This is a genomic window from Streptomyces sp. NPDC020780 (genome assembly GCF_044334475.1).
Taxonomy (GTDB): Bacteria; Actinomycetota; Actinomycetes; order Streptomycetales; family Streptomycetaceae; genus Streptomyces.
Window position 1 is genome coordinate 66956 of sequence record NZ_JBIRTB010000004.1, and the last position, 13001, is coordinate 79956.

8 protein-coding genes are annotated in these 13001 nt (G+C 71.0%); 5 read left to right on the forward strand and 3 right to left on the reverse strand.

Features of this window, described 5'->3' with window-relative positions; translation table 11 throughout:
• Nucleotides 1–13: 13 nt before the first annotated feature.
• Together ACH4VO_RS09260 and ACH4VO_RS09265 are read right to left on the reverse strand one after the other, a co-directional pair.
• On the reverse strand, nt 14–1210 hold the full coding sequence (locus ACH4VO_RS09260) for an acyltransferase (RefSeq protein WP_360988692.1): 1197 nt from the start codon (nt 1208–1210) through the stop codon (nt 14–16).
• A gap of 268 nt (nt 1211–1478) precedes the next feature.
• A complete protein-coding gene (locus ACH4VO_RS09265) occupies nt 1479–2495 on the reverse strand; it encodes an alcohol dehydrogenase catalytic domain-containing protein (RefSeq protein ID WP_360988690.1) in 1017 nt (338 codons plus the stop codon).
• A gap of 864 nt (nt 2496–3359) precedes the next feature.
• On the opposite strand from ACH4VO_RS09265, the gene ACH4VO_RS09270 reads away from it, so the two are divergent.
• Both ACH4VO_RS09270 and ACH4VO_RS09275 read left to right on the forward strand, forming a co-directional pair.
• The gene (locus ACH4VO_RS09270) at nt 3360–4550 is read left to right on the forward strand and encodes an acyl-CoA dehydrogenase family protein (RefSeq protein ID WP_360988688.1); all 1191 of its coding nucleotides are present in this window, start codon (nt 3360–3362) and stop codon (nt 4548–4550) included.
• Nucleotides 4551–5382: 832 nt separating this feature from the next.
• Nucleotides 5383–5790, forward strand: a complete 408-nt coding sequence (locus tag ACH4VO_RS09275) for an SgcJ/EcaC family oxidoreductase (RefSeq protein ID WP_360988686.1) — start codon at nt 5383–5385, stop codon at nt 5788–5790.
• Nucleotides 5791–5867: 77 nt separating this feature from the next.
• Here ACH4VO_RS09275 and ACH4VO_RS09280 read toward each other — a convergent pair whose 3' ends face one another.
• Nucleotides 5868–6671, reverse strand: a complete 804-nt coding sequence (locus ACH4VO_RS09280; protein WP_360988684.1) for a TIGR03084 family metal-binding protein — start codon at nt 6669–6671, stop codon at nt 5868–5870.
• A gap of 1469 nt (nt 6672–8140) precedes the next feature.
• On the opposite strand from ACH4VO_RS09280, the gene ACH4VO_RS09285 reads away from it, so the two are divergent.
• From ACH4VO_RS09285 to ACH4VO_RS09295, 3 genes are all read left to right on the forward strand, one after another.
• A complete protein-coding gene (locus tag ACH4VO_RS09285; RefSeq protein WP_360988835.1) occupies nt 8141–8857 on the forward strand; it encodes an AraC family transcriptional regulator in 717 nt (238 codons plus the stop codon).
• Between the two features lie 1815 nt (nt 8858–10672).
• A complete protein-coding gene (locus tag ACH4VO_RS09290; RefSeq protein ID WP_360988682.1) occupies nt 10673–11242 on the forward strand; it encodes a DUF5987 family protein in 570 nt (189 codons plus the stop codon).
• Nucleotides 11239–12894 carry a GMC family oxidoreductase gene (locus ACH4VO_RS09295; RefSeq protein WP_360988680.1) on the forward strand — a complete coding sequence of 552 codons (1656 nt, stop codon included), beginning with the start codon at nt 11239–11241 and terminating at the stop codon, nt 12892–12894. Before ACH4VO_RS09290 ends, ACH4VO_RS09295 begins: the two co-directional genes overlap by 4 nt.
• Nucleotides 12895–13001 lie beyond the last annotated feature (107 nt).

Here is a 13001-nt window from a genome sequence, read left to right on the forward strand (position 1 = left end):
GCGCCGGATCGGTTCAGCCCGTGGCCGTGGGGGTGCTGACCTCACCGGTATCGACCGCGGGCACCGGCGGCCGGTGCGGCCGGGGGCTGGACCACCGGCGCATGACCGGCATCTCGACGAAGCGGTGGAGCAGCCAGGCCAGGGTGATGCTGAGGGCCAGGCAGCCCAGCAGGAACAGCACCGCCGCCGGCGTACTCAACGACGTCCGGTCGAAGGCGCCGTACCCCATCCACTCCCCCGTGAGCGCCGCCTGCGCCGAGTTCAGCACGTTGAGGTGGATCAGGAAGAACGCGAACGAGATCTCGCCCAGCCAGACCAGCGGACGGCGGGCCAGCAGTGTTCCCCGGCCGGCGAGGTCGTCGGCGGCGGCGGCCGCGACGAGCAGCCCGAGCGGAAACGCGTAGGGCGCGGCGAACGACCAGAGTGGGGGCAGCCACAGCGCCCCCACGTACACCGCGAGGACGCCGAGCGCGGCCGGGCCCAGGCCGAGGCGGATCCACCGCCCGTTCAGGACGATGCGGGCGAAGAGGATGCCGACGATGAACTCCAGGCAGCGCACCAGCGGGAACTGGTAGGCGAACCACATCTGCGGCCAGGAGAACTGGTCGTACCCGGGGAACGCCGGAGTGTCGGGGAGGAGGGCCTTGGACAGCAGCGGGACCGACAGTGCCAGCGCGGACACGGCGATGGCCCAGTGCCACAGCCGGTCGGCCCCGATCTTGTCGATCCCGAGGATCAGGAACGGGAACAGCAGGTAGAAGGCGATCTCCGCGGACAGCGACCAGGTGACCCCGTTGACCGCGAAGATGAGGTTGTGCATGTCCGGCACCCAGGCGTTCACCAGGAAGAGGTTGGCCGTGGCGGGCCCGGCCTCGATCGTGGTTCCGGATACGGCCAGCATGGCGAGGACGATCAGCCAGACCACGGCGTGACTCGGGAAGATCTTGAAGAACCGCCGGCGCCAGAACCTGCCCATCGTGTCGGCCGGTTTCACCGCCCAGGTCAGTACGAACCCGCTGAGCACGAAGAAGAACGAGACGCCGACCCCGCCGGCACTGCTGGTGACGAAGGTGTACGCCTTCTGCACCGAGGTGTCGGTGAAGATGCCCAGGTAGTGGGCGTGGAAGACGAAGACCAGGATCGCGGCGACGAACCGTAACGCGGTCAGGGAAGGAAGTCTGCCCGCACTGGGTGCCGTTGCCTGGGTCATGCGTACCTGCCTCGTCGTCAACGTCGTCAAAAAAGGGCCGGGAGAGAGCCGCGACCGGTCTCGGAAGTGGATTGTCCGGGCTGCGCCACCGCCCGGCGTCTTCCAGAGTGCGGTATTTCCCTGCCCGTTCCTCCCGCGTGCCGGGTCGCTCCGCTCTGCTGAGGGGTGGGCGAAGTCCGTCCGGCCGTCCGGCCGTCCGGCGATCCGCCCGGTGGTGGGCGCCGGTGGGGATCCTGTGCCCACCACCGGGCGGGGGGCGTGAGGCCGGTCAGTACGTCACGACGGCCCGGAAGCGGACCTCTCCCCTTCCGGCCTTGTCGACGGCGTCCGCGACCCGGTCCATCGGGAAGACCTCGGTCATCGGGGTCACCGCGCCCTCCGCGACCAGGTCGAGTGCCTCGGTCAGATGGCGCAGCCCGTGGTGGGTGGCGCCCAGCACGCGCTGGCCCCGCGCCCAGAACGGTGTGGTGGGGCCGATGGTGAAGGAACCCGAGGGGTCGATGGTGGCCAGCACGATCCGCCCGCCGACCCGCAGTCCCTGGAGTGCGTCGGTGGCGGCCTCGTACGACGTGCCGGTCACCAGGACGACGTCGGCGCCGCCGGCCTCGCGCAGTTCCTCCCCGTCACGGACGACGAGGTCGGCCCCCAGACGCGCGGAGAGTTCGTGCTTGTCCGACGAGCGGGTGATGGCGACGGTTTCGAACCCGCAGGCTCGGGAGTACTGCACGGCCATGTGCCCCAGCCCCCCGATGCCGAGGACGGCGATCCGCTCGTGCGGCTGCGGTTCGCTCACGCGCAGCGCGCTCCAGGCCGTGTAGCCGGCGCAGAGAACGGGTGCGGCCGTCACGTAGTCGATCGCGTCGGGGAGCAGCACGGTGCTCGCGGCGGCCACGCAGAGGTATTCGGCGTGGCCTCCTTGTGCGGTCAGACCGGTCATCACCGGTGCGGCGCACATCATGCCGGACTGGCCGGTGAGCGGCAGGTTGCGCCGGCAGTAGGAGCATCGGCCGCAGGCGGCCTGGACCCAGGTGGTGCCGACCCGGTCGCCGACCTGGCGGGTCGTGGTGCCCGGGCCCAGTTCGACTATCTCGCCCGCCGCCTCGTGTCCGGTGATCGCCGGCCGGCACGCCGGGAAGGGGAAGACGCCTTGGGAGACCCAGATGTCGTTGTGGCAGAGCCCGCACGCGTGCACCTTGATGAGCACTTCGCCGGGGCCCGGCCGGGGGGTCGCGACCTCCTGGATCTCCCACCGGGCGTTGATCGCGGGAATGACGGCTGCTCTCATGGGCGTGCACTCTCCGGCTTCAGACGTTCGGGAAGGCTGCGTGAGCCGTTCGGGGTGAAGGGGGCCGTGCGGCTTGTGGTCCCTGGGACCGCGGTGGGGTGGAGGCCCGGGGGGCGGGTGAGGGGTTCGGGGGGTTGCGGTCCGGGCTTTCTCCCGTGCCCCGGGAGGGGTGTCGATGCTGCGGTAGCCGCCGTGTCCGGCCGTGGGGGCTTTGGCGGCTCCGGCCGGGTCGAGGCCGTCGGGCGGGCGGTGACGGGCTCCTGGGGACCGGGGCGGCCGTCGGGTGGGCACGGCGGTGGAGGACCTGTGGACCGGAAGGGCTTCACCGGGCGTCAGCCTCACACCCGGTCAGGTGTCGGGCATCTTCCGGATTGCTCTTGGTGTCCTGGGCCTGTCCCGGGGCCGGGTTCGAACGGGTGCTCCACGTAGGAGTGTTGGGTCGAGCGGGTGCTTTCCCGGCAGCGCGGGCCCACAGATGCGGCGGCCGGCGGCGGGATGCGCTGGGGGATCAGCCGGTGCGCTGGGCGGGGGGTGGGCGCCTCAGGGGGGTGTGTGCCGTGCTGGGCGGGAGCGGTGTGGGCCCTGGCCGCACGGGCTCATGCCTGGGACGGCGCCGGGGCCGTCGTCGTGGGCCGGGGCCGGCGCACCGGCGTACGGGGGGTGCGGCGCACGGCAGGCGCGCACGGCCGGGTGGCCCGCACCCGATGCTCGAGTCCTTGTTTCCCGGGTGCCGCCGGGGTCACGGGCCCGTACCCCGCAATGCAGGAGATGTCGCGCCCACCGGTGCCTGCGACGGTGATCCAGGACTCCGGTCACCGGGTGCCCGCCCCATCCCCCCCTGTCGTCGCTTCCCAAGGAGAATCTGTGGACACCACCGAGCTTGCGGACTCGCCGAGCCGCGCCGATCTTGTCGCCCGCGCGGCGCAGTTGGTGCCGACGCTCCGCGAGAACGCGTCCTGGGCCGAGGAGAACCGCCAGTTGCACGAGGGCACCATCAAGGCGATGGCGGAGGCCGGTCTGCTGCGTACCCGGCTCCCCGCCCGCCTCGGGGGTTACGAGTCCGGCATGAGGACGCAGGTCGAGGTACTCGCGGAACTGGCCAGGGGAGACGGATCCGCGTCGTGGACCGCCGGCGTGTGGTCCATCAGCGCGTGGGTCGCCGGGCTCTTCCCCGACACGGTGCAGGACGAGGTGTTCGCCTCCCCGGACGACCTGGTGAGCGGCATCATCAGTCCGACGGCCATGGCGGTGCCGGCGAAGGGCGGCATCGTCGTCAACGGCAGGTGGGCGTTCAACAGCGGGGCCAAGCACAGCAAGTGGAACACCAACGCGGCGGTGCTGGCCATGGCGGACGGCAGTTTCCAGCCGGTCATGACCCTGATTCCCCTGGCTTCGCTGGAGATCGACGACGACTGGCACACCGCCGGTCTGCGGGGGTCGGGCAGTGTCAGTACCGTCGCCCACGAGGTCTTCGTGCCGGAGGGCTGGTACATCCCGTTGGGCGGCATCCTTGAGGGGCACGGCGGTCACGGCAGTAACGCCGACGCGCTCATCCACCGGGCGCCGATCATGCCGACGGCGTGCGCCACGGTCAGCGCTACCGCGCTGGGTCTGGCCAAGGGCGCCAAGGACGTGTTCTTCGAGCGGCTGCCCGGCCGGAAGATCACGTACACCGAGTACACCGACCAGAGTCAGGCTCCGCTCACCCATCTCCAGGTCGCCGAGGCGGCGGTCAAGATCGACGAGACCGAGTTCCACGTGTACCGCATCGCCGACCTCGTGGATGCCAAGAACGCGTCCGGCGAGCCGTGGACGCTGGAGGAACGCGCCCGCGTCCGGCTCGACACGGGCGCGGCGTGCCTGCGGTCGAAGGAAGCCGTCGACATCCTGAACACGGCGAGCGGCGCCTCCTCGATCTACACGGACGTGCCCATCCAGCGCATCGAACGCGACGTCCAGACGCTGAACCTCCACGCCGTCATGCATCCGAACACCAACCTGGAGCTGTACGGCCGCATCATGTGCGGGCTGGCCCCCAACACCCAGTACCTCTGAGCATCCCGCTCCTCGCAGGGGGCCGGGGCGGTGGCTGCTGCCGCGTTCCGGTCCCCGCCGCTTCGTACCGGGTGTGCCGGTCTCCCGGTGCCGGCTTCGGGCGTCGTCCACCGGCCGTAGCCGGCACCGCCCGTCCCCGAGGGGGCCCGGTTCGGACCGGGGCCCGGGCGGGTGCCGGGCGGGAGACCGGGGCCCGCCATCCGCGCCGGGCGGGGCACCGAAGGGTCCGGGCGGGCGCCGCCGCACGCACCCGAGGGTCAGCGCGTACCCGCGGGTCAGCGCGTACCCGCGGGTCAGCGCGTACCCGCGGGTCAGTGCGTACCCGTCGGCCGTGAACGTGGCTGCTCGTCCTCGGACGGCACCGGCCCGCCCGTCGGCCGGCCCGGCGGGCCGTGGTCCCGGCCGGTGCGTCGTCTTCGTGACCGGCCGGGCGTGGTCCCGGCGGTGCGTGGTCCCGGCGGTGCGTCGTCTTCGTGGACCGGTCGGGCCGTGCGCCGAAGACGTAGGCAGCCGGGGGGCGTACGTCTTCGGCTACCCGCTCGTGCGCACTCCCCGGTCCTGTGCGGTCGGTTGCCGCCTTCCTGTCTCCGGGAGCGGCGCCGGGATCGTGCCGGGCTTCTGTGCCCGTCCGGCGGGCGCATGTGGTGAGAAAGGGCGATCCGTATCCGGGCTCTTTTCGCGCCCTTTCCTTTCTTCGGTAACGGAGCCCGTCATTTTTGGTCCGGTCCCGGTCTGTTCCGCGGTGCAACGGCATCGTCGGAGTTGTCCCGGTGGGAAGGAATTTGCCACGCTGTCGCGGACCGGGAAACACGCGTTCCAGAGGGAGATACCAATGCCGAACACGACCGGTTCCACCCGTACCGATCAGGAAGGTGCGGCGGCAGTTCCGCAGCGGATTGTTACGGCGTGGGCGAACCACGACGCGAAGAAGTTCGCCGCGGTATTCACCGAGAAGGGCACGATGATCCTGCCCGGGGTTTTCAAGAAGGGCCGCGAGGCCGTCGCGGAGTTCATGACCGAGGCATTCGCCGGCCCTTACAAGGGGACGCGCGTGACCGGGGAGCCGATTTCTGTCGAGTTCCTCAGCCCGGACTCCGCGGTCCTTGTCACCGCGGGTGGCGTTCTGCTGCCCGGCGAGGAGGAGGTCTCGGCGGAGCGCTCCGTCCGGGCGACCTGGGTGGTCGTCAAGGAGGAAACGGGGTGGCAGCTCGCCGCCTATCAGAACACTCCGGCCGGCTGAGACCGCTCCACGGGAAGGGCCGGGGGCCGGGGCTGTCCGCCCGGCCCCCGGCCCTTCCCGTCTCCGCCTGCGTCGGGCTATCGGGGCACCTGGGTGAACTGTCCCGGACGGCGGCCGGGGCCCGCCGGGCCGCGGTAGGCCTGGGCGATGTCGAGCCACCGGTCGCTCTCGGGGCCGGTGGCGGTCAGTGCCAGGTCCGCACGGTGGCGCCGGCGGGTGGCGAGCAGGCACAGGTCCACCGCCGGGCCTTCGATGAGCTCGCGTGCTCCCGCGGGTCCCCTCTCCCACACCTCCCCCGAGGGTGCCGTCAGGCGGAAGCGGAACCCGGTCGGCGGCGCTGTCAGCTCACGCGACTGGTAGCCGAAGTCCCAGGTGGCGGTCACGAATTGGGCGATGTGGAGGATCCGGTCGGTGTACGTCCGCCGCACGCCCAGTGCGTCCGCCACGTCCTGGCCGTGCGCGAACGTCTCCATCATTCCCGCCGCGGTGAGCACCGCGGCGGGCAGGGGACGCACCAGCCACGGCACGATCTGCTCCGGCCCGACGGCGGACAGGGCGTGCTCGGTGGCGGCGCGCTGGGCCCGCCAGTGCTCCAGCAGCCGGGCGGGGCCTTTCGCCAGGTAGGGGAGCAGTCCCTGCTGGACCGCCGCGTCGAAGGACGGGCCGAGCCCGGCGACCGTGGCCTCGAAGGCCGGGGCGTCGGCGGCGGCTTTCTCCGCCAGTTCGAAGACCATGGTCAGATGTGCGATCTGATGGGCTATCGTCCATCCCTGGGCGGGGGTCGGCGCACTCCATTCGGCGTCGCCCAACTCCGCGACCAGAGCATCGATCTCGTCCCCTTCCTCGACCAGATCTGCCAGGACGTCCCTGTGCTTCGCCATGTGGAATTCCCTCCACTCGTTGCGGATATGCTCCGGCACCCAGTGTGTGGCAGGCCGTCGTCCGGTCCTTCTCTCTCGGTGCTCACCCCGGACAGTTTGCGTTTCCGGTTCGGAAGCCGGCCGGGAACCGCATCGTCGAGGAAGTCGAGGCCTGGTGCGACGCATAGCATCACCGTTCATGGATGACGAAATACCCGGAGCGCGCTATGGAACTACAGCAACTCCGTCGAGGTGACCGAGACGGGCGTGGCGAGTCCGGTCCCCGTTCACGTCGGATCCGTTCCCCTTCGAGTTCCCGCTACGGGGTCCACGGGTGAACGGTGTGCGCTATTCGCCCGGTGCTCGTCCTGGACATCGTCTCGCGGCTCGCTCCGAGGGATGGTGCGCGCCTGTGCGGGATTGGCCACCGCAGGACCGGGGCGTGCCCCGGCGTGGCCGGTGACGGGGGCAGGGCCCGCGCGGATCCACCTACCGGCCATCCACGAGCCGGAGTTCGCCGGCCGGTGCGTCGGCCCGGGTGGCGCGCGTCCCGGGGTACGGGGCGCGCTGCGGGCGCGTCCGGCGCTCTTCCAGCGCCGTGCCCGGGAGTGCGGGAGCGCCGGTCCGGTGCGGTCCCCTTCGGTGGCGTGGGCACACCCGCGCGCTGCCCTGGTGTGCCCGGCCTTCTCGAGGTCTTCCTGTCCTGGCGGCGTGTGCGGCCCGGCACCGCGCTCGGGCCGTCGGGCCGGGCGGGGTCCGTGGTCGTGGCGGTCCCCGTCCCGCCGCCGGCTGCCGCGAGCGGGCCGCGAACCGGTCGCCCGTGCCACGGGATGCCGGCGCGGAGCGGTGTTCGGGCGGCCTGACGGACCCGCACGGTTCTCGGGGGCGGGGGCGCCGGATCCGGGGGTCTGGAGCCGCGGGGCGCCGTCGGAGTGCCGAGGGCCGGGGACGGGCCGGGGGTTCGAAGTTCGGGCCGCGGGCACCGGCGGGCACCGGCCGGGCAGCCGGCGAGACGGCAGGCCGGCCCGGTGCACCGCGGGCCTGCTCCAAGGCGACCACCGGGTAAGGCGGTTGTGCGTCAACTGGAGGGCGTGGTGCCAGTGCTCGCCGTCCGGTCATAGCGGCTCCGTCTGAACGGACGGATAAGCCGGGAAGGATTGTTCTGCAGGCGAATTGGCTGTGTCGATAGTCCATGACGCAGAGGCCCGTAACATCTCCGATGTTGCTGTTTCCGGGCACTCCGGCGGGCGGGTAAATATTCCCATGGCGTATGCATTCGAAACATAAAACATATGCTTGTTCGCATGTGAGACGTACTGCTAATGTTTCTTTTCGCTGTGAGCGTTCCAGGCCGTCCGTCCGTTCGGTGGCCCCATGACCCCGAATTCAACCGGCCTGATCGCCTTCTCACTGCCCTGGGAGGGTAAATGGAGAGCGGAACAAGCGCGGTGCCCACTATTGTCGAGGCCGTCGAGCGATCCATCGAGACCATGCGACAGAACCTCTCGGAGCCGCTGAGCATCGACGATATAGCCGGGTTCGCCATGTACAGCAAGTTTCATTTCTCCCGCGAATTCCAGAGGGTGACAGGCGTCTCACCAGGTCGTTTCCTGTCTGCGATGCGCATCCGGGAGGCGAAGAGGTTGCTGCTGACGACCGATCTCACTGTCACCACCATCAGTCACATGGTCGGGTACAGCAGCGTGGGAACCTTCAGCTCACGATTTTCCGGCAGCGTCGGAATAGCCCCCTCCACCTATCGGAGATTAAATGGCTTCGTTCATTCGGTAAAAGTTGCCGGAAAGCGAGGCTCCGGGGGCACGGTGTACGGGTCGGTCACTGCACCCGAAGGCGCGGATCTGGGGCTGATATTCCTTGGGATTTTCCCCACCCGGGTACCCGAGGGCAAGCCGGTGAGTTGCACCGTTCTCCCCTTCCCCGGACCCTTCGAAATCACAGATGTTCCGGCTGGGACGTGGTTTTTGTTGGGGCATTCCGTTCCGGGGCACGCCTGCGAGGCCCTGACGGAGGAACAGGCGGTTCATGTGGGCTCGCTCGGCCCTCTGGAAGTGCGCCGGGACGCACCGCTCGGCCCGACCGATTTCCGGCTGCGGGGTATGCGTATTCTCGATCCCCCGATACTGGTGGCACTGCAGCGCGTGCGGTCGGAGGCGTTCGAAGCGGACACCGTTCGGGCAGCCGGATGATCCGGCGCTGCGGCGGGGCGACAGCCCCGCCGCAGCGGCCGGCGCCCCGTACGGCCGTCGCCGGGGGCCCGGCACCGTGTGCGGGTGCGGTCCGCGCCGGAGGAGCACCTCGGTGAACACCGGCTTCGTCGGGTCCCGGGCCGCTGCGCGCGGCGTGCGGCCCGACACGCCGAGCTCGGGGCTTTCGGTCCGCGTTCCGGTGCACCGGCCCGTGCCCCGTGGGGGCGTGCGGCCGCGGTCCCGGTCCGGCCGCTTCCTCGGCGACGGGGCCCGTCTGCCGGGCGGTCCGCCGGTGCCAGGAGGCCGGTTGGAGGGCCTTTCGCCGCCGGCGCCGCGCGTCCCGGCCCCTCACGGATCAGGGCTGCGTCGCGCTGCGGCCCTTGGGCCCCTGCCGGCCGGGACACACGAAGTGGCGGGGGCCGTCCGGTCGGACGGCGGCCGGGGGCGAGCGACGGGGCTGCGGCCTGTGGGGCTCCGGCGGGAGAGCGGGTGGGTTGCCTGCGGGTCGGTCCTGACGCCGGCCGGGACCGGGCACGCGCTCTCGGTCGGCGCCCGGCGTCGTCGGGGGCGCTGCCCCCGGGTGGTCCGGGCGGTCACGACGTGCCCCGTGGCGGGTGTGGGCGCGCCGGCACGTCCGGGGTGCACGGTTGCGGTCCGGCGCAGTCGCCCGGGTCCTCGCGGGTCTGCGTACGCCGGGTGTGCACCGGCATTCTCCTTTCGCTTGCCGCAATCCCCTCCGGATTGCGCGGCACGGGTCGCACCCCCGTGAGGAACGGGAGTCCGCGTCGGCTTTTCTCAGCCACCGGCAGCACCTCGGCTTCCTGTTTCCCTCTTTGCTGTGCAGCGAATGAGAAACACGCAGCCGGCGGGCGCCGGGCTTTGTCATCCGGTCTGCTGCCTTGGGGGCCTGGTCCGTGGCCGGCGGAGCGGGACCACGCTTGTGGCCATTCGCATATGTGTGCCCATCCGGCGTGCGTCGTAGGCCGTCATGGCACCAGGGGTTCGGTCATGCCGCCGGAGGTGACGCGGCGGCCCCGGGCCGCCGATCGGTTCGGTCATGGGGGAAATGGCGCACCACTCCCCCGGGCCGGAAGAAATACCCAGGCCGGGTGCCTTTTGGTGGGCAGGTGGTGAGAACTCCTGAACCGGTCCGGCGGGCACTGTCCGCCGTCGCCGGGGGAGGTCCCCCCTTTTCCGCGGCGCGGCTTCCGCTTCCGGGTTCCGGCCCGTCGTGACGGGTGGGGCCGGCGGGACGGGAGGCGCCGGTCCGCAGAACCCGCAGCTCACCCGCCCGGCTTCTCCCGGGCAGGGCGCGGGGGAATGCGTTTCGGAGAACTCCCGGTGGTCGGGGGGAATGCGTGGGAGAAGCGCGAGGTGCTGCGCCTTGCGCGCTGTGCCATTCCGGCCGTGCTGCATTCCGTCGGTCCGATGGCGTGTCCTGTATGACGCGCATCGGCCGCCGGGGGGCCTATCGGGCCGCTGCCGTTGTGCACTGTGCATTGTGCACTGTGTGCATGGCCAGTCTGGCACCGGGGGGTTACCGGCCGGTCATGCCCGCATAGCGAACGTCCGCGCGAGGGGAAATCGGGCGGTGCCGCCGGATGTCATTAGCGGCGGGTGAGGGTCCGGACAGCCGCGGCGTCGATGTTTGCCGTGCGCGGCCCCGGGGCACGCGCAGCTATTTCCGAGGGCCGACGACAGCAATGGCGGAGATGCCCGGCCGATCTCCCCGGCGGAGGATCTGTGCGGAGAGGTTCTCGTCATGATGAGTCGCAGCCGATTCCATGCCGCCCCCTGCGTCGAAATGGAGAAGGAATGCCTTCCGTTCAACCGCTGCCGGATCCGGACACAGTCAGCACGTTGGAGGCCTTCGCCGACACCATAGTCCCCGGTGCGAAACGGCATGAGGGGGACCGGGCGGTGGCCGGCGTCGTATCGGGCCCGGGCGCGGTGGCGGCGGGGGCGCTGGAACTGCTCCGGACCGAGGCCACCGGGTTGTCGGACGCCCTGGACGATTTCGCCGAGGCCCTCAACGCCCATGCCCGGCTGTACGCCACGGCGGAACCGGCAGGTGCGGACGCCGCGGTGCCGCCCTTCGTGGCCCTGTCCTACGCCGAGCGAACGCACCTGGTGACCGTCCTGACCGCTCCCGGACACCCCGAGCGCGATATCTGGGTCAGTCTTGCCCTGTTCAGCAACATGGCCTTCGACACCGGCGCCCATCTGCACACCGCCGATGCGATCGCCGCAGGACACCCGGGCCTGGCCGCCCTGGGTTTCGCGCCCCCCTCCGAGGACGGGGTGTGGCGCTTCTCGGAGTTCTCCTACGGCCGTCCCCTTGCCCGTCTCCACCCCGACACCACACCTTCCGGGAGCCTGGCGTGAACGCGATCGAGCAGACCGATGTGCTGATCGTGGGCAGCGGGTTCGGCGGATCCATCACCGCGTACCACCTCGCCGCGGGCGGGGCGAAGGTCACCGTGCTGGAGAGGGGCCCGTGGCTGGAGTCGAACGACTTCGAGCACGACTTCCTCCTCGGCTCCTCCTACACCCGTATCTTCGACTTCACCGTCGGCGACGGCATGAGCCTGCTGGGAGGCAACTGTGTCGGCGGCGGCAGCGTCGTGTACTTCGCCGCGATGCCCCGCGCGCCCCGCTTCGTCTTCGACCGCACCGGAAGCATCGGGCGCCGCATGTGGCCGGCCGCGATCAGCCGCGATGTCCTCGACCCCTGGTACGACGTGGTCAGCGAGGCGCTTCCCATCACCACCCAGAGCTGGGAGGACGTCAGCTACGCCGGCGGTCTCTTCGCCGCGGCCTGCGACCACGCCGGCCGGACCGCCAATCCCGTCCCCACCGCGGTGGACAATTCCAAGTGCACGAACTGCAACTGGATGATGGCCGGCTGCCGGTTCGACGCGAAGCGCTCGCTCCTGCTGAACTACCTGCCTGCCGCGCGCGCCCACGGGGCCGAGATCCGGCCGCTGCACGAGGTGCAGAAGCTCACCCGCACCGACGGCGGCGGCTACCGCGTCCACTACAACACCATCGACGACACGGACTACCGGGTGAGCAACGGCAGCGGTGTCATCGAAGCCAAGATCGTCATCCTGGCCGCAGGGGCAGGCGCCACCCCGGTCATCCTGCAGCGCTCGGCCGCCGACCTCGGCGGGATGCCGCATGCCGTGGGACGCTACTTCTCCGGCAACGGCGAACGGCTCAACAACGCGGTGATCGACGAAGAACGCGCCCGCGACCTTCTGGGGCTGGACCGCGGCGACGGCGTCGCCTACCTCGCCAACCAGATCGGCAAGGGACCGGTCGTGGCGAGCTGGGACAACCTCGACGGCAGCCTTCCCGAACACTCCCGCTTCTCCCTGGAACAGCTCTACTTCCCGCCGGGCTTCGGCACGATCCTCGCCCAGGTCCCCGGCGCCCGGAAACCCAGTTGGTTCGGTGCGGAGAAGACCGAGATGGTCCGGCGCTGGCGCTCCTGGCTGACCATCTTCACGATGGTCGAGGACGACAACGAAGGCGTCTTCGGACCGCCCCCGCCGACCGGGAACGCCGTGCGGATCTCGCAGCAGATGCTCGGCCGGGGACCGATCTCCTACCGGCCCAGCGCCAACACCCTGCGCGGCTGGGACGAATCCGACGCCGTCGTCAAGGACATCCTGGAACGTGACGGGCTGGCCCGCGTGACGCCCTGGACCAATGACGTGGTGGGCGCCTACACCGTCCACCCGCTCGCCTCCTGCCGCATCGGCGACGACCCGCACACCTCCGCCCTGGACGACCGGCACGAACTGCGCGGTCACCCCGGCATCTTCGTGACGGACGGCTCCGCGGTACCGGGCGCCCTCACCGTCAATCCCGCGCTCACCATCTCCGCGCTCGCCGAACGCGCCGTCCCCGGGATCGTCCGGGCGGCCCGTGAGCGTGGCGTCGACGTCACCTACGGCGCCCCCACCCCCGACGGCAGTACCTCCGGGCGGGCAGGCATCCGCCGGCAACTCCCCCTGCTCACCCGGGAGTAGCAGCGGGCAGGGCCCGCGGCCGGCAGGACAGGTCCCGCCCGCAGGGTGAGACCCCTGGGGCCGGGGCGTGCCCCGCGCCGGTCCGGAACACCCGCCGGGCGCTCCGC